General features: G+C 67.8%; 17 protein-coding genes. 5 read left to right on the forward strand and 12 right to left on the reverse strand.

Features of this window, described 5'->3' with window-relative positions; all coding sequences use genetic code 11:
• Positions 1-11: 11 nt before the first annotated feature.
• Together priA and hemE are read right to left on the reverse strand one after the other, a co-directional pair.
• Complete coding sequence (priA, locus tag AC2EBU_RS16735) at positions 12-2,120, reverse strand: replication restart helicase PriA (protein ID WP_484611588.1); 2,109 nt, start codon at positions 2,118-2,120, stop codon at positions 12-14.
• Between the two features lie 315 nt (positions 2,121-2,435).
• Complete coding sequence (gene hemE, locus AC2EBU_RS16740) at positions 2,436-3,545, reverse strand: uroporphyrinogen decarboxylase (RefSeq protein WP_484611616.1); 1,110 nt, start codon at positions 3,543-3,545, stop codon at positions 2,436-2,438.
• Between the two features lie 693 nt (positions 3,546-4,238).
• Between hemE and AC2EBU_RS16745 the strand changes: the two genes are divergently transcribed.
• Both AC2EBU_RS16745 and AC2EBU_RS16750 read left to right on the forward strand, forming a co-directional pair.
• On the forward strand, positions 4,239-5,579 hold the full coding sequence (locus AC2EBU_RS16745; RefSeq protein ID WP_484611589.1) for an iron-containing alcohol dehydrogenase: 1,341 nt from the start codon (positions 4,239-4,241) through the stop codon (positions 5,577-5,579).
• 54 nt (positions 5,580-5,633) lie between these two features.
• Entirely contained in the window at positions 5,634-8,048 is a 2,415-nt protein-coding gene (locus AC2EBU_RS16750; RefSeq protein ID WP_484611590.1) for a dehydrogenase, read from the forward strand.
• Between the two features lie 48 nt (positions 8,049-8,096).
• Here AC2EBU_RS16750 and AC2EBU_RS16755 read toward each other — a convergent pair whose 3' ends face one another.
• From AC2EBU_RS16755 to AC2EBU_RS16785, 7 genes are all read right to left on the reverse strand, one after another.
• On the reverse strand, positions 8,097-8,525 hold the full coding sequence (locus AC2EBU_RS16755) for a CoA-binding protein (RefSeq protein ID WP_484611591.1): 429 nt from the start codon (positions 8,523-8,525) through the stop codon (positions 8,097-8,099).
• Positions 8,522-9,904: an O-acetylhomoserine aminocarboxypropyltransferase/cysteine synthase family protein gene (locus tag AC2EBU_RS16760; protein WP_484611592.1), complete on the reverse strand. Its 1,383-nt coding sequence runs from the start codon at positions 9,902-9,904 to the stop codon at positions 8,522-8,524. The genes AC2EBU_RS16755 and AC2EBU_RS16760 overlap by 4 nt, the downstream gene beginning before the upstream one ends.
• A gap of 99 nt (positions 9,905-10,003) precedes the next feature.
• Positions 10,004-10,519, reverse strand: coding sequence for a CoA-binding protein (locus AC2EBU_RS16765; RefSeq protein WP_484611593.1), 516 nt, complete (start codon positions 10,517-10,519; stop codon positions 10,004-10,006).
• Positions 10,520-10,559: 40 nt separating this feature from the next.
• Positions 10,560-11,174, reverse strand: a complete 615-nt coding sequence (locus tag AC2EBU_RS16770; RefSeq protein ID WP_484611594.1) for a thioredoxin family protein — start codon at positions 11,172-11,174, stop codon at positions 10,560-10,562.
• A 43-nt stretch (positions 11,175-11,217) separates the two neighbouring features.
• Entirely contained in the window at positions 11,218-13,419 is a 2,202-nt protein-coding gene (locus AC2EBU_RS16775) for a protein-disulfide reductase DsbD family protein (RefSeq protein ID WP_484611595.1), read from the reverse strand.
• A 59-nt stretch (positions 13,420-13,478) separates the two neighbouring features.
• Positions 13,479-13,796, reverse strand: a complete 318-nt coding sequence (locus AC2EBU_RS16780) for a DUF167 domain-containing protein (RefSeq protein ID WP_484611596.1) — start codon at positions 13,794-13,796, stop codon at positions 13,479-13,481.
• Between the two features lie 15 nt (positions 13,797-13,811).
• Positions 13,812-14,579 (reverse strand): alanyl-tRNA editing protein, encoded by a 768-nt coding sequence (locus tag AC2EBU_RS16785; protein WP_484611597.1) that lies wholly within the window; start codon positions 14,577-14,579, stop codon positions 13,812-13,814.
• 85 nt (positions 14,580-14,664) lie between these two features.
• On the opposite strand from AC2EBU_RS16785, the gene AC2EBU_RS16790 reads away from it, so the two are divergent.
• From AC2EBU_RS16790 to AC2EBU_RS16800, 3 genes are read left to right on the forward strand one after another with little or no spacing between them, the layout of a single operon-like run.
• Positions 14,665-15,513 carry a creatininase family protein gene (locus AC2EBU_RS16790; protein WP_484611598.1) on the forward strand — a complete coding sequence of 283 codons (849 nt, stop codon included), beginning with the start codon at positions 14,665-14,667 and terminating at the stop codon, positions 15,511-15,513.
• Positions 15,514-15,560: 47 nt separating this feature from the next.
• Positions 15,561-17,423 (forward strand): sensor domain-containing diguanylate cyclase, encoded by a 1,863-nt coding sequence (locus AC2EBU_RS16795; RefSeq protein WP_484611599.1) that lies wholly within the window; start codon positions 15,561-15,563, stop codon positions 17,421-17,423.
• A gap of 26 nt (positions 17,424-17,449) precedes the next feature.
• Positions 17,450-18,523: an RNA methyltransferase gene (locus AC2EBU_RS16800; protein WP_484611600.1), complete on the forward strand. Its 1,074-nt coding sequence runs from the start codon at positions 17,450-17,452 to the stop codon at positions 18,521-18,523.
• Here the strand turns inward: AC2EBU_RS16800 and AC2EBU_RS16805 are convergent.
• The 3 genes from AC2EBU_RS16805 to AC2EBU_RS16815 all read right to left on the reverse strand — a co-directional run bounded on the left by AC2EBU_RS16805 (position 18,514) and on the right by AC2EBU_RS16815 (position 20,974).
• Positions 18,514-19,203: a histidine phosphatase family protein gene (locus tag AC2EBU_RS16805; protein ID WP_484611601.1), complete on the reverse strand. Its 690-nt coding sequence runs from the start codon at positions 19,201-19,203 to the stop codon at positions 18,514-18,516. The two genes, AC2EBU_RS16800 and AC2EBU_RS16805, sit on opposite strands and share 10 nt — an antisense overlap.
• A 143-nt stretch (positions 19,204-19,346) precedes the next feature.
• Positions 19,347-20,036: a VOC family protein gene (locus AC2EBU_RS16810; RefSeq protein ID WP_484611602.1), complete on the reverse strand. Its 690-nt coding sequence runs from the start codon at positions 20,034-20,036 to the stop codon at positions 19,347-19,349.
• A complete protein-coding gene (locus AC2EBU_RS16815; protein ID WP_484611603.1) occupies positions 20,033-20,974 on the reverse strand; it encodes a PhzF family phenazine biosynthesis protein in 942 nt (313 codons plus the stop codon). The genes AC2EBU_RS16810 and AC2EBU_RS16815 overlap by 4 nt, the downstream gene beginning before the upstream one ends.
• Position 20,975 lies beyond the last annotated feature (1 nt).

Genomic DNA, 20,975 nt, shown 5'->3' on the forward strand with positions numbered 1-20,975 from the left:
CGGCACGGCCTTCAGATCGCCAGCGGATCGATGTCAACCGCCCAGCGCTGAATGCGGCGGTGTCGCGGCTGGGCCCGCAGCGATTGCAGCAGGGGTTGCCAGGCGGCGACAAACCGCTGCAAGGCGGGCCGCGACGGGCTTTCCACCAGCAGCTGCGCCCGTTCGACATTGGCCACCCGTTGCATCAGCAAGGGCACGGCCGGGTAGCGGGTGATGGCGCCCAGCAGCGCCGCCAGATGTTCTTCGGCCAGGCTGCTGGCGTCGTTGAGGAATTCCTGCGCCTGCTCCTGGGTCGCCGCATCGGCACGCAGCAAGGCCTGAAACAGGAAAGGCGGCAGGCCGGCCTGGGCCCTTTGCGCCAGCTGTGACGCGGCAAACGCCGGGTAGTCGTGCCGCTTGAGTGCCTCAAAAACCGGATGCGACGGGTGGAAGGTCTGCACCCACATTTCGCTGCGGCCCGCGTGTTGGGCATCGCGACCGGCGCGGCCGCCGGCCTGCATCAACAGGGCAAACAGCCGTTCCGGCGCGCGAAAGTCACTGGAAAAAAGGGCTCCGTCGGGGTTGATCGCCGCCACCAGCGTCATGCGTCGGAAATCGTGGCCTTTCGCGACCATCTGGGTGCCGACCAGGATGTCGACCTCGCCGGCATGGACGGCGGCGAGCTGGCTTTCCAGTGCGCCGGTGTGGCGCGTGGTGTCGGCATCGATGCGGGCGATACGTACCGGAGTGCCGTCGGGTCGCAGGGTGGTGCTCAAGGTTTCGGCGAGCATCTCTTCCAGCCGTTCGGTACCCCGACCGAGTGGCCGAATGTCCGGGTTGCCACAGGCCGGGCAGGCCCGCGGCACCGGCTGGGTGAAGCCGCAGTGGTGGCAGCGCAAGGTGCGGTCGTGTTTGTGGAAGACCCGGTAGGCGCTGCAGTGGGGGCATTCGCTCTTCCAGCCGCAGTCGGTGCAATGCAGAACCGGTGCATAGCCGCGTCGGTTGAGCAGCAACAGCGATTGTTCCTGACGCGTGATGCGCTCGCGCAGCGCCTCGATCAGTGGTGCGGACAACAAGGCATGGCGGCTTTGGCGGTTCATGTCCACCCGTCGCACCACGGGCAGTGCACCGGCGCCGATTCGCTCGGGCATGGACAGGCGCAGGTAGCGGCCGCCTTCGCTGGCCGGCCGGCTGAGGTACCAGCTTTCCAGGCTTGGCGTTGCCGAACCGAGGATCACGGTGGCGCCTTCGAGCTTGCCGCGGTAGACCGCCAGGTCCCGGGCGGAGTAGCGGGCCCCCTCTTGCTGTTTGTAGCTGGGGTCGTGTTCCTCGTCGACAACCACCAGCCTCAGCCAGGGCATCGAGGCGAACACCGCGAGTCGGGTTCCCAGCACCACCCGGGCGCTGCCGGTGTGCGCCGCCAGCCAGCTGGCGAGTCGCCGGGCCGGCGTCATGGCGCTGTGCTGCGTCACGACCGCCTGCGGGCCGAACTCGGGCGCAAAGCGGCGCACCAGCCGTTCCTGAAACTGGGGTGTCAGATTGATTTCGGGGACCAGAAAAAGCACCTGCGCCCGCGGGTCGGTGCGCAGCAGGTCGGTGGCCGCTTGCAGATAGACCTCGGTTTTGCCGCTGCCGGTTGCGCCATGCACCAGGAAAGGCCCCGGGCCGTCACGGATCGCCGTCAGCGCCGCGGCCTGGCCAGGGCTGAGGGTGCGGGCCGGCTCGGACGGCGGGGCATCGCTGCCCGCGGCGCCGGACGGCGGCAGCGCACGGCGCAGGCGGCGACCCATCTGGACCGGGGTGAGATCGCGCAGGCTCGGGGGCAGGACTGACAAGGCCAGCTCGCCGGGGCTGCGCTGGTAATAGCTGGCCGCAAAATCCACCAGACGCAACCAGGCCGGAGACAAGGCCGGGACCGAGTCCAGGTGGGCGGTCACCGGCCGGAGGGTGGATGGATCGATATGGTCCGGCGCCGCCGCCAAGGGTCCCCAGACGATGCCGGGCACGTCCCGCGAGCCCAGGGGGACGCGCACCAGGCTGCCGGGCGCGAGTGGGCACTCACTGGTGTAGGTCAGCGGCCCGTTGTGGCTGCTGTGGGCGGGCAAAGCCACCAGAACCGAGAGCCAACAGGAGGAGCGCATGCGTGGAGCCGAGTCTGAAAATGAATACTTTCAGGCGAATTCGCTGCTAAGTACTTGATTCCCCAAAGCTTTCCGGGAAATCCCGGGAAACTGTGGATAACTTTGTTGAAATCCCCTTCGGACCCGCGCCAAAGCCTTGAAAATCAAGGCTTCCGACGGCCTGCCCGCCAAAAAAGCAGCTTTCTCAATCCTATATGAATCAAGCACTTAGCGGTGCTACGGCTTTGGGAGCGGGTGCAGCGTACAAAACATCTGCCTGTTGCGCCGCGTCACATTTTTTGTGCATAAGAAGCCTTTTGCGCCGCCGTTTTTGTGCTAGGAGCGCAGATCGCGGGAATGGCGATGGACTTCGTCGACCAGATGGGCCACATGCTCGGGGGGGGTGTACTGGCTGATGCCGTGGCCCAGGTTGAAGATCTGGGTCGGCCCGCGGGTGCTCCGGTCGGTATGCGGCAGGCCAAAGCTGTCCAGCACCCGGCGCACCTCGGTGCGGATCGCTTCGGGTGGCGCAAACAGCACGTTGGGGTCGATGTTGCCCTGCAGTGCCTTGCCCGGGCCGCCGACGTCGCCACCGACGATCTGTCGCGCGGTCCCCAGATTCATGGTCCAGTCCAGACCCAGCACTTCGCAGTCGAGGGCTTTCATGTCTTTCAGCCACAATCCGCCGCCTTTGGTGAAGACGATGCGTGGCACGATCTGGCCATCGACGCCGTGGCGCTTGAGCTGCGCCAGCACGCGCGCGGTGTAGGCCAGGCTGAAGGTCTGGAAGGCGCCGTCGGCCAGCACCCCGCCCCAACTGTCGAAAATCATCACGGCCTGCGCGCCGGCATCGATCTGCGCGTTCAGATACGCCGCCACGGCGTCGGCGTTGACCTGCAACATGCGGTGCATCAGGTCCGGGCGGGAATAGAGCATGGTCTTGACCAGGCGGTAGTCGTCGCTGCCTTTGCCTTCGACCATGTAACAGGCCAGCGTCCAGGGGCTGCCGGAAAAGCCGATCAGCGGCACACGCCCGTCCAGCGCCTTGCGGATCGAGGTGACGGCGTCGGTCACGTAGCGCAGCTTGTCCATGTCCGGCACCTGCAGCGCGGTCACGGCGGCCTCGTCGCGCACCGGCGAGGCGAAACGCGGGCCTTCGCCCAGGGCGAACGACAGGCCCAGGCCCATCGCGTCGGGCACGGTGAGGATGTCACTGAACAGAATGGCCGCATCCAGCGGATAACGCTCCAGCGGCTGCAGCGTCACTTCGGTGGCGTAGTCCACGTTGGTGGCCAGGCCCATGAAGCTGCCAGCCTTGGCGCGGGTGGCGCAGTACTCGGGCAGGTAACGGCCAGCCTGGCGCATCAGCCACAGCGGGGTGTAGTCGGTGGCCTGGCGCAGGCAGGCGCGCAGGAAGGTGTCGTTTTTCAGGGGGGCGAAGGTCAGGCTCATGGCCTGAATTGTCGCAGGAGCGATTTGACCGCCGCCCAGCGCCCGGGCCGGTGGCGCGCAAGAACGACGCGACAGGGATCGCCGCGATCTCACCATCATTAGAGGAATCGACGCTAAGTGCAAGCAGCAAGAGAGTTTTTCGGAACAGTTCAGCCAATCTGTGGATAACTTTGTTGAAAAGCCGTGGGGAGTGCTTCCAGGGCCTTGAAAATCAAGCCTTGCATCGGGCTGCCGGTTTTTCGGGCAGTGCGACAAAACATCGACAAATCAAATACTTAGCTTTTCCATGGCGGGTGGAGAGACTGACCTTGACGCGCCGGCCCACGAGGGGTCAGGGGCGCTTCAGATTGTGAAAAAGTCCGGGCAGTACGCCCGGCCGGACCGGAAAGGGCCCGCTACGCCGAGTCGCGACACCCTCCACGCCTGTTGGGGCGGTGTTTTGGCCATTTTTGGCCAATACCCAGCGTAAAAAGGTCGCCTTATGCTATAAAAATCATATTCTCCGGGCGGGCCCTGCTTGCCGGCGCGGTTGCCCCGTTCGGTGCTCCGGGCGCAGCCGGTTCGCGTCGCCGCTTCAGGGTTTACGCGGGGGTGCCTTAGGTATTCCCCTCTTTTTCAAACCGGATTGACACGGGCATACTGCGCCGTTTGGGCTGCCAGACCGCGCCAGCTTTAAGAAAGAGACCCATGATTGCCGACCTGATGAGTGACTCCCTGCGGGCCAGCGGCCTGAGCGCCTTGATGCGCGGCGCCGGAATGGTGACCCGTTTCATTCCGATTCCGCAACCGACCCTGTTGGTCGGCCCCGGTTCCAGCGCCCGCCTGGGTCAGGCGGTGGCTGGTTTTGGTCACCGCAAGATCCTGGTGGTGACCGACGCGATCATTTCCCGGCTGGGCCTGCTCAAGCCGTTGACCGAAGCCCTCGAAGCCGGCGGCGCCCGATTTGTCGTTTTTGACAAGATCACGCCCGACGCGCCGATTCCGCTGATCGAGGAGGGCATAGCCTTCTTCCAGGAGCATGACTGCGATGCCATCGTCGCTTTTGGCGGCGGCTCGGCGATGGATGCGTCCAAGGCCATTGCGGTTGCCGTGGCCAACCCCAAGCCGCTGCGCCAGCTGGCCGGGTACTTCAAAGGCCTGCGTACGCCGGTGCGCATCTATGCGGTGCCCACCACGGCCGGGACCGGCTCCGAAGTGACGGTGGCGGCGGTGATTTCCGACCCGGAACGGGGTCGCAAGCTGGTCATTGTCGATCCGCGGATCGTGCCCAAGATGGCCGCGCTGGACCCGTCGCTGATGACCGGGCTGCCGCCTGCGGTGACGGCCGCCACCGGTATCGATGCGCTGACCCATGCGATCGAGGCTTTTGTCGGCAACTGGAAGACGCCGTATTCCGACGGCATGGCGCTTTCGGCGGTTGGCCTGATCTTCGAGAATCTGCGCACCGCCTACCGCGAAGGAGGCAACCTGCAGGCCCGGGAAAAAATGTCCTTGGCCTCAACCTACGCCGGTTTTGCGTTTACTCGGGCCAACGTCGGCTATGTGCACGCCATCGCGCACCAGTTTGGCGGCCGCTACCACACGCCGCATGGCCTGGCCAACGCGATCATGCTGCCCCATGTGCTGCGTTTCAGCGCACCGGCGATCACCGACAAACTGGCCCAGCTGGCGGTGCGGGCCAAACTGGGTACGGAAGGGGACGAGCCCGAAACCCTGGCGAACCGCTTCCTGGATGCCGTGGAGGCGCTCAACCGGGACCTGGGCATTCCTGAAACCCTGGCAGCGCTGCGCGAAGAAGACATCAGCGATCTGGCCCGTGCGGCCCAGCATGAGGCCATGACCGGGTATCCCGTGCCCCGCTACATGACCCAGGAAGAATGCGAAGCGATGATCCGCAAGGTCTTGCCCCGCCCGGAAAAGACGGCTGCACCGGCCCGCAAAACGGCCGCCAAGGCCGGCACCGGTGCTGCCGCCAAAGCCGCGCCGCGGCGACCCGCGCGCCGCAAGACCGGCGCCGACGCGGCCTGATCCACCCCATACCGGCCCCGAATCCACCCCAACCCGACAACGAGGAGTCAACACATGAAAAAAGTGGTTACCGTCACCCTGGGCTCGTCCAAACAGGACTTCAGCTTCGAAACCGAGTTCCTGGGGCAGGCCATGACCGTGCAACGGGTGGGCGCCGACATGGACACCGGAAAAGCCTGGGAGCTGATGCGCCGACAGCAAGCCAGCGCCGATGTGGTGGCGCTGAGTGAAATCAGTGACCACTACCAGGTCGGACTGCGCACGCTCATCAACAAGGAAACCGAGCGTCTGACCAAGGTCGTGACGCGGGTGCCGGTGACCACGGGCGCCACCATGCGCCGCCTGTTGCAGGTGCGGGCGATCCGCCATGTGCAAAAAGAGCTGGGCAATTACTTCAACAACAACCTGGTGTTGTTCCTGTCGGGCATGCGCAACTACGACATGGCGGTGGCCATGGCCGACTACACCCCGAACCTCAGTTTTGCCGACGCCGTGTTCGGTACCGGCTCGCCGGTGCTGCTGAACTCGCTCGAAAAGCTGGAGCTGTACGCCAAGGGCAGCGATTTCATTCTCAGCGGGCGGCCCGGCCAGTTGCTGGAGTCGGCGCTGACGGGGTTCAAGAACAAACGGATCTCCAACGCCGTTGCCGACGCCCATGTGGTGGTGGGCACCTTCGCGGAGATCAAGGCGGTCGGCAACCGCACCAACCTGCAGGGCAAGACCCTGATCACCTCCGCGGTGGACGACGAACGCCTGGCGTTCTTCAAGGACTGCAAGGTCAATCTGGTGGTGGACGTGACGCCCAAGCTGTTTGACCGCGTGGTGGGGGTCAGCACCCTGGAGGCCATGGTCCTGGCCAAACTGGGCAAGGAAGCCTCCGAGGTTTCTGACGACGATTTCACCGAGATCCTGGACGAACTGAACCTCAAGCCGCGTCTGCTGCACCCGACCGGCAAGTTCCGCAAGATCCGCCGCTTTGCGTTTGTCATTCACCCGCTCAGCCAGGAATTCATCCGCAAGGGTTTCCCCATCCCCAAAGGCACGCCCAAGTTTGTCATGGACCGTGTCGAAACCCTGGCGGCGCACATGCCACCCATGGTGTACTGCAAGATGGAGAACATCGTTTCGCCCACCGGGGCGGAAGCCGAAGGCTGGCTGATTTCGGTCGGCGGCACCCCCAAGGAAATGCTTGCGCGCAGCCCCGAGTTCACCTACCGCCGACTGCTGGCGGCCGCCGAAATTGCCGAACGCCTGGGTGCGCAGATCATGGGCCTGGGGGCCTTCACCAAGGTTGTGGGTGATGCCGGCATCACCGTGGCCCGCCGCGCCCGCATTCCGATCACCACCGGCAACAGCTATTCGGCATCGGGCGCCCTGTGGGCGGCCGCCGACGCCATGCGGCGCATGGGGCTGATCAAGGTCAGCCCCGGCGACAAGCGGGTGCCCGCCAAGACCATGGTGATCGGTGCTTCCGGCTCCATCGGATCGGTCAGCGCACGCCTGCTGGCGATGGCCTTTGACGAAGTTGTGATCGCGGGCCGCGACATGAAAAAGCTCGACGAACTCAAGGCCTCGATCCTGCTCGACACCCCCGACGCCAATGTGGTGTGCTCGACCAACTACGACGAACTGCTGGGTGACATGGACATGATCGTCACCTCCACCTCGGGCGCCGGCAAGAAAATTCTGGACATTACCCGGGTCAAACCCGGATGTGTGATCACCGATGTGGCCCGACCGCTGGATCTGCCGCCGTCCGAGGTCGCCAAGCGGCCCGACGTGCTTGTCATCGAATCGGGCGAAATCGAGCTGCCGACCCGTGTCAAGGGCATGAAGAGCATCGGTCTGCCGCCGAATGTGATCTATGCCTGCCTGGCCGAAACCATCGTGCTGGCTCTGGAGGGGCGCTTCGAGGTGTTCACCATCGGTCGTGATACCGAATGGGAAAAGGTCAAGGAAATCTACAAGCTCGGCCTCAAGCACGGCATGAAGCTGTCAGCCATTTCGGGCGTGAAAGGGGTCTATTCGGACGCCGACATCGCCAATGTCGTGGCGCTGGCCCGCAAGGCCCGCCTGACCTGGAAGGGCTCCGCGGCCCCGACCGCCGACGCCGCAGACAAGGCGCCCGTCAGATCGGCCCGCAAGAGTGCCCCGGGAGCAACCAAAACCGCGGCTGCCAGGAAAAAGGTCGCAACGCCGGTCGAGGCGGCGCCAGCGGCCACGCCCGTGACAGCAGCGCCCAGGAAAGCGCCTGCGCGAAAGAAAGCGGCCCCAGTGGCGGCTGCGGCAGCACCGGCGCCGGTCCCCGCAAACGCTCCAGCGGCTGCGCCGGCCGCGGCAAAACCCGCCCGCAAGCGGCCCGCTGCGGCGCCCAAGACGTCCGAAGCCACCGTGGACAACAGTGCTGCGGCGTCTGCCAAAGCACCTGCGCGCAAGGCTGCCAGGCCGAAAACGGCCAAAGCCACCTGACGGGCCCCCGGCATCGCCCCTTGGGCGTGTTCGGGCGCCGCGACTGCTTCAGCCTGGTGGCCGGGCGCCGCTGCGCCGCATTTCGACCGCAATGCAGGCATCCTGCACCACGGTCAGCCCGGCCGCTTCCGCAGTGGCTGCGGCCTCCGGATGGGTGATGCCCAGTTGGAGCCAGACCCCCTTTGCGCCGATGGCTATGGCCTCCTGCACCACCGCCGGCACGTCCTCCGGATTGCGAAAGACATTGACCAGATCGATAGGCTGGTGGCGGGCTGCCTCGGTCAGGGTGGCAAACACCCGTTCGTCCAGAATATGCGCGACCCCAGCGGCCGGGTTGACCGGAACAATCTGCCAGCCGGCAGCCTGCATGGCGCGCGAGACGCCGTAACTCTCGCGCCAGCTTTTGGGCGACAAACCCACCACGGCAATCGTGCGGCTGCGCTCCAGCAAGGCGCGCCGGGTGGCGGTGCCGGTCATGGTGCACCCCGCGTGGCGCGCGCCAGCGCCTGATCGATGTCCCAGAGGATGTCGTCCACGTCCTCGATGCCGACGCTCAGGCGCACCATGTCGGCGCTGACGCCGGCCTTGGCCAGTTCCTCGCCGTTAAGTTGCCGGTGCGTGGTGGACGCCGGGTGAATCACCAGCGTCTTCGCGTCGCCGATGTTGGCCAGGTGGCTCAGGAACTCGCAGGCGTCGATGAAGCGCTCGCCCGCCGCGGCGCCGCCTTCGATGCCGAAAGTCAGGATGCCCGAGGCACCCGGCTGGCCATCCACCGCACGGAACTGCTTCTTCGCCAGTTCGAAGTACGGTGAATCCGGCAGGCCGGGGTAGTTGACCCAGCGCACCTTGGGGTGCTGTTGCAGGAATTTCGCCACCGCCAGCGCGTTGCGGCAGTGCTCGCGCATGCGCAGGTGCAGCGTTTCGGTGCCCTGCAGCAGCTGCCAGGCACTCATCGGCGACAGCACCGCGCCGAAGGTGCGGTTCACCTCCATGCGCGCCTTCATGGTGTAGCCGAAATCGCCAAAGGTCTCGTAGAACTTCACGCCGTGGTAGGCACGGCTGGGCTCCACCATCTCGGGGAATTTGCCGTTGTCCCAGGGGAACTTGCCGCCTTCCACCACCACGCCGCCCATGGTGGTGCCGTGGCCGCCCAGGTACTTGGTGGCGCTGTGCACCACGATGTCGGCGCCCCAGTCGCAAGGGTTGCACAGGTACGGGCTGGCCACCGTGTTGTCGATGACCAGCGGCACACCGTGCGCGTGTGCCACCTCGGCCACGGCGGCGATGTCCAGCACGTTGACCAGCGGGTTGCCGATGGTCTCGCCATACACCGCGCGGGTGGTGGGGCGCAGGGCGCGGGCGAAGTTGTCGGGGTCGGACGGGTCGACAAAGGTGGTCTCGATGCCCAGCCGTGAGAACCCCACGCCCAGCTGCCCCACCGTTCCGCCATACAGGGTGCTGGCCGCCACGATGTGGTCGCCCGCCTTCAGGATGGCCAGCAGCGCCGTCATCTGCGCCGCCATGCCGCTGGCGCAGGCCAGCGCGGCGCGGGCGTTTTCGAGCGAGGCCACACGCTCCTCGAACACCGCCACCGTCGGGTTGCTGATGCGGCTGTAGACGTTGCCGAAGGTCTGCAGGTTGAACAGGCTGGACGCGTGCTCGGCGCTGTCGAACACAAAGCTGGTGGTCTGGTGGATCGGCGTGGCGCGTGCGCCGGTCACCGGGTCGGGAATGGCGCCAGCGTGGATGGCACGGGTGGCGAACGCGTAGTCGCGGTCGCCGCCCTTTGTGGAGAACTTGGCGAAGGCGTCATCACGGTCGGCGCTCTTTGCTGTGGCCTTGGGCGAGGTGGACATGGTTTTGTGGTCTTCCTGCGGGAGGGCTTCGACAGGCTCAGCCCGAACGGAGGGGGGCAGGCACAGCCGGTGGGTTGGTCAGGTCGGGCTGGGGCCGGCTCAATAAGGCAGCTGCTGCGGCCGCTTGGCCGAGATCACGCGGGTGTTCACGCCGGCCCAGCCCAGGCCGCCGAACAGGCGGGCGTGTTCGATCTTCACGCACCGGTTCTGGACGACTTGCAGGCCGGCATCCTCGGCGCGTTCGGCGGCAGCTTCGTTTTCGACGCCGAGTTGCAGCCACAGGCAGCGGGCGCCGGCGGCAATGGCCTCCTCGGCCAGCGGCGGGATGTCGGCGCTTTTGCGAAAACAGTCCACCATGTCGATGCGCCCGCCGCCGTGTGCGATGGACTGCGCGGCCTCGGTCACGCTGGCAAAGCAGCGCTCACCCAGGATGCGGCCGCCTTCGGCCGCCACCAGCGGGTTCACCGGCACGACGCGGTAACCGTGCGACTGCATGTACTTGGCGGCGAAGTAGCTCGGCCGGTGCCACTGCGGCGACAGGCCCACCACCGCAATCGTGCGGCAGCGGTGCAGCACGTCGCGCAGGGTGCTGATGGTGTCGGGGGTGCGGCTCATGGCCGCAGTGTACGGTTTTGCCGGGTCGAATCGGGCGTGATCAGGACTTGTACTTGACGCTGCAGCCATACGCCTGGCTGGTGGTCACCGACACCGGTTTGCCGGCCTTGATCTCGGCCAGCGCCTGGCGCACGTAGTTGGTGGCTTTGGCGATGTCGTCCACCCGGGCGCTCGGGATGCTGTCGATGCCGCCGGCATACACCAGCACGCCCTGGGCGCTGACGATGTACATGTGCGGCGTCACACGGGCGCCATACGCGCGGCCGGCGGTGCCGTCTTCGTCCATCAGCGTGGCGGTGGGGGCGGCCTGTTTGTCCTGCATCCAGCGGGCCAGCTGCGCGGGGCTGAGGTAGTCGCCGCTGGCGGTTTCGGTGGAGTTGATCGCCAGCCAGACGACGCCCTGCGCGGCGGCTTCCTTTTGCAGCGCCTGCATGTTGCCCTGGTAGTGCTTGCGCACAAAGGGGCAGCCGGGGTTGTTCCATTCCAGCACCACGGTCCGGCCCTTGAAGTCCGCCAGCCGCACCGGTTTGCCGGCCGTGTCGGTCAGCGTGAAGCCGGGCGCCGGCTGGCCGACGCTGGTGGCAGCCCAGGTGGTCAACGGTGTGGCCAGGGCCAGGCCGGTGGCCGAGGCGATAAGCAGAGAACGTCGTTGCATGCCATGGTCTCCAGAGTCGAACGGTGCGGAACCGGGGGGCTGACTACAGCCCCGCCAGCGCGGCGCGCACCTCGCCAACGCTGAGGATTTCGGACAGCACCACCGGCGGTTTGCCGGCGGCGTAGAGCACATAGACCGGCACCCCGTTGCGGCCGAGCTGGGCCAGGGCGGCGGTGATGGCCGGGTCGCGCCGGGTCCAGTCGGCGCGCAGCAGCTGCACTTTTTTGGCGTCGAACTCGGCCAACAGGCCGGCGTCGGCCAGGGTGGTTTTCTTGTTGTACTGGCAGGTCACACACCAGGCGGCGGTGAAGTCCACAAACACCGGCTGGCCGGCGGCCAGGCGTTTGTCCACCTCGCCCGGCGCCCAGGGGGCCCAGCGGGCGGTGCTGGCGGCCACCGACGAGGCCGGCTCGGCCAGTTTGATGACATTCTGGCCAATACCCAGCGTCAAAAGGACAAAGCTTGCTATCGAAACCGAAGTCATGACGGGCCGTGCACGTCCGCCCAGCGTCAGCGACCAGATCACGAAGCTCAGCGCCACCAGCAGGGCCAGCAGCGCGCCGGCGCCGTCAATGCCACTTTGCTGGCCCAGCACCCACACCAGCCAGACCACGGTGGCAAACATCGGAAACGCCATCAGCCGGCGGAAGGTGTCCATCCACGCACCGGGGCGCGGCAGCGCGCGCGCCACCGCCGGCAGGAAGCTGGCCGCCAGGTACGGCAGCGCCAGCCCCAGGCCGATGGCGGCAAACACCGACAGCGCCTGCGCCGCCGGCAGACCGACCGCAAAGCCCAGCGACGCGCCCATGAACGGCGCCGTACACGGCGAGGCCACCGCCACGGCCAGCACCCCGGTCAGGAACGAATCGGCCACCGGGTGGCGGGCCTGAAGGCTGGCCAGCGACGAGGGCAGCACGCTGCCGAATTCGAACACCCCGGCCAGGTTCAGCCCGATCACGGTGAACAGCGCCGCCAGCGCCGCCACCACGGCCGGGTTCTGCAGCTGGAAGCCCCAGCCGAGGCTCTCGCCCGCCGCGCGCAGCGCCAGCAACAGGCCGCCCAGGGCCAGGAACGACAGCACCACCCCGGCGGTGTAGGCCAGCCCCGCCAGCCGGTGGGCGCGCCGGTCGCCGCCGTGCTGCGCAAAGCCCAGCACCTTGATTGCCAGCACCGGGAACACACAGGGCATCAGGTTCAGGATCAGCCCCCCGACCAGCGCGCCCAGCAGCGCCGCCAGCCAGCTGCCGCTGGCCGCCGGCGGGGCCGGCGGAGCGCGGTTGGCCGCGTTGGCCTGGAGCGCCGCCTCCAGCGCGGGCGACACGGTGGCCGGCGCGGCCACGGCCGGCCAGGTGCCCAGCACCTTCAGTTCGGCCCGCCAGCCCTGGCCGTCCGCGGCCAGCACCACCGGCAGCACCGACGGGCTGTTGGCCCGCTGGGGCGACAGCGGCACCCGCGCCGTCCATTCGCCGCCGTTCCACGCCTGGGTCCAGGCGGCGGCGGTGGCGATGACTTCCGGCGTTTCGGGGAAAAAGTCCAGCGTCTTGCCGCGCAGCGCCACCGGCAGACCCTGCACGCTGACGGCCAGCGCATCCCCGTCGATGCGCACCTGGCTGTCCGGCCGCACGCCGCCCACCGGGCCCATGACCGGCCGGGGCCGGGCGGCCAGCGCGGCATCAAACACCGCACCGTTCAGGGCGGTGGAGCCGCGCAGCGGAATGCGCAGCGCAAACTCGCCCTCCTGCGGAATACATTCCTGGCGGCAGACCAGCCAGGCCGCCTTGAGCCTGACGTCCAGTGTGTCGCTGCCCACCGGCGGTTTGAAATCCGGCGTGATGGTCAGCGGCACCGGCAGCAGCACCGTGCCTTCGTAGCCGTAGTTGGCCAGGTTGCCGATCGGGATCTTTTTGGGCACCGGCCAGTCGATGTCCCCAGCCAGCACGCCGGGGGGCAGCGTCCACTGCAGTTCCGTGGGCAGGCCGGAGTCGCCCGAGTTCTTCCAGTAGGTGTGCCAGTGCGGCTGGTGCGCCAGCTGCAGCCCCACCCAGACCGGCTGGCCACTGGCCTTGTCCGCCCCGGCGCCGGTGGGAACCCCCTGGGGCGCGTGCGCCATCAGCTCGGCACGCACTTCCGGGGTGGTGACGACTGGTTTGGCAAGATTTTGGGCGTGAGCCAGCGTGAAAAGGTGAAAGTTTGCTATCAGAACAAAAGCAAACAGCGGGGCACGAAGGAGACGTCGGAAGGTCATGGGGCTGGATCGGGGTCTGGGCGGTGGGAGTCGGTCCGCCGCGATTTGGTTCCCGCCGGTCACGGCGGCGTGGTGTCGCCAAAAACGGCCGGCAGCACGGCGGGCGCATGGATGCGCAGCTGTTTGTTGACGTTTTCGCGCCCGAACACCACGGTGATGGCGGCCGGCCGCACGCCGAAGTGCGGCGCCAGGAACTTCACCATGTAGTCGGTGGCCTTGCCGTTTTCCGGCGTGGCCTTGACGCTGACGCGCAGCTGGTTGCCGCGGGCCTCGCCGATCTCGTCCTTGCGCGAGGACGGCTTGCCCAGGATGTTGACCACCAGCGTGTCGCCGTCCCAGCAGAAAAACGAGTCACCGGTGGCGTTGCGCGGCTGCATGGGCGTCGGCGGGCTTCAGTCGGCAAACCCCAGCACCACCCGGCGGGCGTTGGCGGCCTTTTTTTCGATTTTGGTCACCACCACCGCGCCGATCTCGGCGGTGTTGGCCACGTGGGTGCCGCCGCAGGGCTGCAGGTCGATCAGGGCGGCGGCACCAATTTTGATCGTGCGGATCGTGCCGCTGCCGCGCGGCGGCTGCACGCTCATGCTTTTCACCAGCGCCGGGTTGGCGTCCAGTTCGGCGTCGGTGATCTGGCCCACGGTCACCGGGTGCGCGGCCGCCACCAGCGCGGCGATGCCGGCGTTCAGGGCGTCCTTGTCCAGCGGCTCGCTCATCGCAAAGTCCAGCCGGGCGTAGTCGGGCGTGATCGAGCAGCCGTTCACCAGCTGCGGCACCAGGTGGCACAGCAGGTGGGTGGTGGTGTGAAACCGCATCATGCGGTGGCGGCGCGCCCAGTCGATGCGGGCCGTCACGGCGTCGCCCACGGCCAGGCCGGCCTGGGCACACAAGTCCTGAAATGAGAGCGAACTGTCGCCGGTTGACGCTGGCAAATGGCATATTTCGCTGGCAAAACGGCCCTCGGCATCCTTGCCCTTTCGGGTGTCGGCAATGGCCAGCTCGCGGCCGTCGGCGCCCACCAGCACGCCGCTGTCGCCGGCCTGCCCGCCGCCCTGCGGGTAAAACACCGTGCGGTCCAGGACGATGCCCTGGACGGTGATGGCGGTGATGGTGGCGGCGCATGCGCGCAGCGTGGCGTCGGTGCGAAACAGGTCCTGGGTCATGGCGGCCATGATAGCGACGCGCGGGGTGTTGCGGACACCACAGCGGGGCCGTTGCGCCCGGTTTTCTGGGGTGTCAGGGCGTAAGATGCCTGCCATGTCTGCCGTGCCCCGTTTCTGGTCCGCGTTGACCACCACCGACTTTGACCGCCTTGATCGGGAGCGGGCCATCGCCGTGCTGCCGGTGGCGGCGACCGAACAGCATGGCCCGCATCTGCCCTTGTCGGTCGACACCGACCTGGCCCAGGGCATCGTGCAGGCGGCGGTGGGGCATCTTCCGGCGGATCTTCCGGCCCTGTTCCTGCCGGTACAGGCGGTCGGATTCAGCCCCGAACATGCGGCGTTTGCGGGAACCCTCACGCTGAAGGCGGAAACGGTGATCCGCCTGTGGACTGAAATCGGCGAGTGTGTCGCGGCGGCGGGGGTGAACAAGCTGCTGATCTTCAATACCCACGGAGGGCAGGTTGGCCTGCTGGATGTGGTCGCCCGCGACCTGCGCGCCCGGCGCTCGATGCTGGTGGTCAGCACCAGCTGGTTTCAGTTGCCGCTGGTTGACGCCTCGGGCGCGGATGTGAGTGATTGCTTCGGCGCTGTCGAGCACCGCTTTGGTGTGCACGCCGGCGCGGTCGAGACATCGATGATGCTGGCGCTGGCGCCGCACCAGGTTCGTGCCGGGGAGCTGACACGGTTTGATTCCACCTCCCAACTGCGCGCCCGGCACTGTGCCATTCTGGGCAATGGGCGCAGCGCCCGGTTTGCCTGGCAGGCGCAGGATCTCAACGCCGCCGGTGCGGCCGGTGACGCGACCTTGGCGTCCGCGGAGGCGGGACGGGCGCTTGTGGACGCGGCCGGCCGGTCGCTGGCCTCCTTGCTGGTCGAGATGGACCAGCTGCCGCCCGACACCGTGCGCCGCGCGGGGCAGAAAGGGACCGGGTAGGCATGGCGGCAGGCGCGGTCGCCACGGGTGGGCGCGGGGCAGCGCAGATGCCGATGCCCGGTCGCGGCGCCGCGCTCTGGCGGCTCGGCCTGGTGCTGCTGTGGCTCTTGGGCAGCATGGCGCCCCCGGCGGCCTGGGGCGGCGAAGCCGTTGTGTTGCAGCGATTGGCCTGGATCGAACCGGGCACCGGCGCTGCGGTGGCCGAGGTTGTAAAGCACAAGGAACGCTTCGTGCCGGTGGATGCGAAGACGGTCCATCCGCTCGGGCCAGACCGGACCCTGTGGTTGTGGCTGCGTCTGCAGGCGCCTGCCGGACCGGCTCAGCCCTGGGGCCTGGAGATTGCCATGCCCTTGCTGGACTATGTGGCGCTGCATCAGCCGGGTGCCGACGGGGTGTGGACCAGCCAGAAAGCGGGTGACACGGTGGCCGTGGCGCAGTGGGCGCGACCCGGGCGATATCCGGTGTTCGACCTTTTTTTGCCACCCGGGGCGTCACACGAGGTCTTGCTGCAGGTCCGCCAGCAGTATCCGGTGGGTTTTGTGCCGCGGGTGGCACCGAGTTCCGAACTGGAGCAGGCCCGGGAGCGCGGGTACCTCCTGCTCGGCATGGTCTTCGGCACGATGGCGCTGATGGCGGTCACCTGCCTGATCGTGTGGGCTTTGCACCGTGAGCAGGTATTTGCCTGGTCGGCGGTGCATGCGTCGGCGCTGACACTCACCATCGCCGCGATGACCGGGGTCGCCGCCCAATTGCTGTGGGACGACTCACCCCGTTGGGCCAATCTGGCGTCCACCGTGCTGCCAGCGGCCACCGCGGGCATCAATATCCTGTTCCTTCGCCACCTGTGCAGTGTGTCGGGACGGTATCCCCGAACCGACCGGCTGGCCCTGCTGGCCGGTGCGCTGATCCTGCTGCTGGTGGCGGCGTTTCCGTGGGTCGAGCAGCCGCTGCAGGTGGCGGCGATGACACCGGCGCTGGTCCTGAGTGCGGTGCTGAGTTTTGTGCTCGGCGGACTGGCCTGGCGCCGGGACGATGCGGTGGGCCGTTGGGTGGTACTGGCATACCTGCCCCTGCTGCTCACGGTTGCCCTCGTGATTTTGAGAATCCAGGGCTGGATCACGGCCAGCTGGCTGTCCATGGAGGGTACCGCCGTCGCGGTGGCGCTGGCGTCGCCCCTGCTGGTACTGGCATTGAACGCCCGCTCCAGCGACAGGCTGGTACTGCAGGCGCGGGTGAACCGGTTGACACAACAGGATGCGCTGACCGGCCTGTTGTCGAATGCCGCCTTCGAACGGCAGCTCAAGCAGGTGATTTCGGGCGTGATGATGCGCCGCGAGTCGGCGGCGGTCGCGGTGGTCGAGCTGGTGAACCTGTCCGAAATCCGTCGGGCGTGGGGCGATGCGATGGCCGAGCAGGCCGTCTTGCGTGCCGTGATCAAACTGCAGCGCTTCGTACGCGAATCCGAACCCGCCGGGCGTCTGGGTGCCGGCCGATTCGGCCTGGTTTTCGAAGGCGTGCGCGACCGCGCGGCTTTGCAGGCGCGACTGGTTCAGCTGGTGGCGTCGGGGCTGGCGCCGACGCGAGGGGCCGAACTGGATGTGGCGCTGCGTTTCCATGTCGCGGCGGTGGTACTGGGCGAGCGCATGCGGCCGCATGACCTTCTTCTGCGCGAACTGGAGCGTCTGCTGAAGGGCATGTCGTCGCGCACCCGCCGGCCGATCCGTTTCCTGGAGCCGGATGGCGAGCTGTCCGATAGCGAGGTCTCACGGGACGGTGACGGCCTCGCTGACAACGCGCCCGGCGGCGACAGCTCGGGGACGGGGAACTCGTCTGGCGGCGTCTCCGGACCTCGTGCGACCCCGGCAGGAGTACCGGGAGTCCCGGCGGCATCCCAACGTTCGCCGCGGTAAGCTCGCGGCAGTTCCTCTTCGAAACCATGCAGATACCGCAACTGCGCCAGCGCCTGCGCGCCCTGGGCGCCGCCCCCGCCCATGAGCACCGTGTGCTGCGCCTGTGGTCGCAGGCCCGGGCGCAGGACAGCGGGCGCCGGCGCATCGAGGATTTCCTGCCGGCCACGCTGCGTGCTGCTCTGCCGGCGCTGGAGGGCGAATTCGCCGCACTGGCACGCCTGCGTTCCGAGCACCCGGGCGAAGACGGCTCGGCCCGGCTGCTGGTGGACCTGGCCGATGGCCAGACGGTGGAAAGTGTGCTGATGCCGCCCGGCCGCATCCCGGGCCTGTGTGTGTCCACCCAGGTGGGCTGCGCGGTGGGTTGCGGCTTTTGCATGACGGGGCAGTCGGGGCTGATCCGCCAGCTCAGTGGCGGCGAAATCGTCGCCCAGGTGGCGCTGGCGCGTACGCTGCGGCCGGTCAAGAAAGTGGTGTTCATGGGCATGGGCGAGCCCGCGCACAACCTGGATGCGGTGCTGGACGCCATCGACCTGCTGGGCACGGCGGGGGACATCGGCCACAAGAACCTGGTGCTGTCGACGGTGGGGGACGAGCGGGTGTTCGAGCGGCTGCCGCTCGGTCGCGTCAAGCCGGCGCTGGCGCTGTCGCTGCACACCACCCGGGCCGATCTGCGCGAACAGCTGCTGCCCCGCGCGCCCCGCCTGACGCCCGAGGCGCTGGTGGACGCCGCCGAAGCCTACGCCCGCGCCAGCGGCTATCCGGTGCAGGTGCAGTGGACGCTGCTGGAAGGCATCAACGACACCGACGACGAGATCGAGGGCCTGGTGCGCCTGCTGGCGGGCAAATACGCCATCCTGAACCTGATCCCCTACAACACGGTTGACGCGCTGCCCTACCGCCGCCCCAGCTGGGAACACGCCGCCGACATGGCCCGCCGCCTGCACCGTCGCGGCATCCTGACCAAATTGCGCCACTCCGCCGGGCAGGACGTGGACGGCGGATGCGGCCAGCTGCGCGCCCGGTCCGTGAACCCGCCCGTGCGGGCGGTGCCGCTGCTTCGCAGGGACCGGCCGGCGACGGCCGCGCCACCTCAGGCGTAGGTGATCCAGCGGGCGTATTCGGGCTCGTTCAGGTGCGGCAGGGTGTTGTAGGTCAGCAGCATGTGCCGCTTGGGGGTGAAGGCAAATTCAGTCACCGCACTGTTGCGGATGCGCAGATTCAGTTCGATGGTGGTTTCCGGCGAGGTGCCCAGCACCTGCCCGACGGCGGTGGCGATCGGTCCGCCGCTGGAAACCAGCAGGACATTGCCCTGGAAATGGTGCTGGCGGACATGGTCCAGCGCACTGGTCACGCCGTGAACGAATTCCCGGTAGCTCGGCATCCCGCGCGGGCTGATGACACCGGCCATCCACTGCGCCAGCGCATCGCGCAGCAGCCGGAAGTGATGCCGGTACAGCTCAGGCGTGTCGGGGCGCGGCAGCGGGTCCGGCGCAATGGCGCGGATGAGGGCATGACTGTCGTATTCGTTCAGGCCTGGCCATTCGAGCACCGGCGCGCCGGCTGCGGCGGACGTCGGCAAACCCATGCCCTCGCGGATACCCGCCCAGGTCTGGGCATGTCGGCGCAGCGTGCCCGTGATCACGGCATCGAAGGCCAGACCCTTGCTGGCAAGCGTCTGACCCAGGCGCACACTCTGGCGGTGCCCCAGATCGCTGAGCTGGTCGTAATCGTCGGCTCCGAACGAAGCCTGGCCGTGGCGCACAAGGTAGAGGGTTCCCATGGCGTGGATGGTCGCGCAGCCGATTTGCGCAACTTGTCCCGGCGGCGACTGGGCGTCACCCGCGCGACGCCAGCGGCATCGGCGCGATGGCGGCGGGCGATTCAGGGCCGTGCCGGACCCCGCGCCGCCGGTCGCGGCGAGGCTCAGGCCGAGGCCAGATCCAGAAGTCCCCGGGGCGTCTGCAGCTGAACCCGCAGCCGGGGTGTGCCGACCGAAACGCCTATCCCTTCCAGGCCCAGACTGCCCAGCGCCTGCCGCAGCGAGCGGGCCTCGGGGTGGCGCAAGGCCATCGAATGCAGTTGCAGCCCGCTGGCCGGCAGGTGGCGACCGGCCGGTTCGCCTTTCCATTCGATCAGGGTCGGCAGGCAACCGTCGAACAGGCGCTGCCCGTCCGGCCGCACCGTGATGCGCCATTGCAACAAGCCGGTGGCGGTCCGCCGGCTGGCCTCCAGGACATCGCCCCGGTCGATGTCCTGGGCGGCCAGGGCTGCCACGCTGGCCGCCGCGTCGGGAACCCGGGCTACCCAGTGCACCAGCTGCGGTCCGTCGCGAGCGACCCGCGCCTTGAGGTGGGGGTCGTCCAGGTCGAACCAGCGGCGTTTGGCGGCAGCCGGCGGCGCGGCGCCCGGCTGGCAGGCGATGATTTCCAGGTAGGCGTCAGGGAAGGCGTCCGAGGCAATCGCCAGCAGCCGGTTGTGGGTCCCCATCAGCGGATGTTCGCCACCGGGACCGGGCGTGACGCCCAGCGTGTCTTCGCACCAGCGCACGCCCGCGTCCAGCGTTTCGGCATAGACCACCAGATGGTCGACGTGGCCTTGGGTCAGGGCATTCACAGCTGCACCGTCCCGTCGATACAGGGCGCCACATCCCCGCCGACCCAGACCTGATCGGTGCTGTCCCGGGTCAGGAAGACCCGGCCGGCGCGGCCCAGGCAAAGGCCCTGCACCGCGACGTACTGGTCTGGCAAGACTCCGTCGGCGATCAGCCACTGCGCCAGGCTGGCGTTCAGGCTGCCGGTGACCGGGTCTTCATTGACCCCGATGGGTGCGGCGAAGGCGCGGACCTCCAGGTCGGCATCACCCTCCGGCTCTGCGCGCTCGGGGGTGGGCGCCGAGCGAACGAAAGCCCGCGCTTCACGGCTGGATCGCGATATCAATTCCGTAGCAAAAGATGACCGGATCACGCTGGCTATACCCACTTTTTGCCCGATTTCTGCCAGTTGGGCATGGTCAGGGTCGCAGTGGCGCACGGTTTCGGCACGGTCGAGCAGCAATCCCAGCCAGACCGGCCCGTTGTCCAGCATCTGGGCGGCTACCACCTGGTTTGGCGTCAGGCCCAGCGCCGTCGTGATTTTGGCCAGCAGACCGGCGTCCGGTGCGCTGCGGCGCAGGGGCGGGGCAGCAAACGCCAGCTGCGTGCCGTGCTGGCGCAATGTCACCAGGCCCACGCCACATTCCTGCACCACCTGGCCCGGCACTCGCGGCACCCCGCCGGTGTCCAGCCAGGCCCGGCAGGTGCCCAGCGTGGGGTGGCCGGCAAACGGCAGCTCGCCGCCGGGCGTGAAGATGCGCACGCGGTAATCGGCGCCGCCGGCGCGGCCGGCCTCGGTGGGCGGCAGCACGAAGGTGGTTTCCGACAGGTTGGTCCAGCGGGCAAACCGCTGCATCGCGGCGTCGTCCAGGCCGGTCGCGTCCAGCACCACGGCCAGCGGGTTGCCCCAGCCGGGCGCGGTGGTGAACACATCCATCTGGCGGAAGGGGCGGTCGGTCATC

The sequence above is a fragment of the Curvibacter sp. T50 genome, assembly GCF_057219955.1.

Coding starts and splice junctions, on each gene's coding strand:
- priA (WP_484611588.1), bottom strand. CDS start 2,120: ATGCGCTCCTCCTGTTGGCTCTCGGTTCTGGTGGCTTTGCCCGCCCAC.
- AC2EBU_RS16745 (WP_484611589.1), top strand. CDS start 4,239: ATGATTGCCGACCTGATGAGTGACTCCCTGCGGGCCAGCGGCCTGAGC.
- AC2EBU_RS16750 (WP_484611590.1), top strand. CDS start 5,634: ATGAAAAAAGTGGTTACCGTCACCCTGGGCTCGTCCAAACAGGACTTC.
- AC2EBU_RS16755 (WP_484611591.1), bottom strand. CDS start 8,525: ATGACCGGCACCGCCACCCGGCGCGCCTTGCTGGAGCGCAGCCGCACG.
- AC2EBU_RS16760 (WP_484611592.1), bottom strand. CDS start 9,904: ATGTCCACCTCGCCCAAGGCCACAGCAAAGAGCGCCGACCGTGATGAC.
- AC2EBU_RS16765 (WP_484611593.1), bottom strand. CDS start 10,519: ATGAGCCGCACCCCCGACACCATCAGCACCCTGCGCGACGTGCTGCAC.
- AC2EBU_RS16770 (WP_484611594.1), bottom strand. CDS start 11,174: ATGCAACGACGTTCTCTGCTTATCGCCTCGGCCACCGGCCTGGCCCTG.
- AC2EBU_RS16775 (WP_484611595.1), bottom strand. CDS start 13,419: ATGACCTTCCGACGTCTCCTTCGTGCCCCGCTGTTTGCTTTTGTTCTG.
- AC2EBU_RS16780 (WP_484611596.1), bottom strand. CDS start 13,796: ATGCAGCCGCGCAACGCCACCGGTGACTCGTTTTTCTGCTGGGACGGC.
- AC2EBU_RS16785 (WP_484611597.1), bottom strand. CDS start 14,579: ATGACCCAGGACCTGTTTCGCACCGACGCCACGCTGCGCGCATGCGCC.
- AC2EBU_RS16790 (WP_484611598.1), top strand. CDS start 14,665: ATGCCTGCCATGTCTGCCGTGCCCCGTTTCTGGTCCGCGTTGACCACC.
- AC2EBU_RS16795 (WP_484611599.1), top strand. CDS start 15,561: ATGCCGATGCCCGGTCGCGGCGCCGCGCTCTGGCGGCTCGGCCTGGTG.
- AC2EBU_RS16800 (WP_484611600.1), top strand. CDS start 17,450: ATGCAGATACCGCAACTGCGCCAGCGCCTGCGCGCCCTGGGCGCCGCC.
- AC2EBU_RS16805 (WP_484611601.1), bottom strand. CDS start 19,203: ATGGGAACCCTCTACCTTGTGCGCCACGGCCAGGCTTCGTTCGGAGCC.
- AC2EBU_RS16815 (WP_484611603.1), bottom strand. CDS start 20,974: ATGACCGACCGCCCCTTCCGCCAGATGGATGTGTTCACCACCGCGCCC.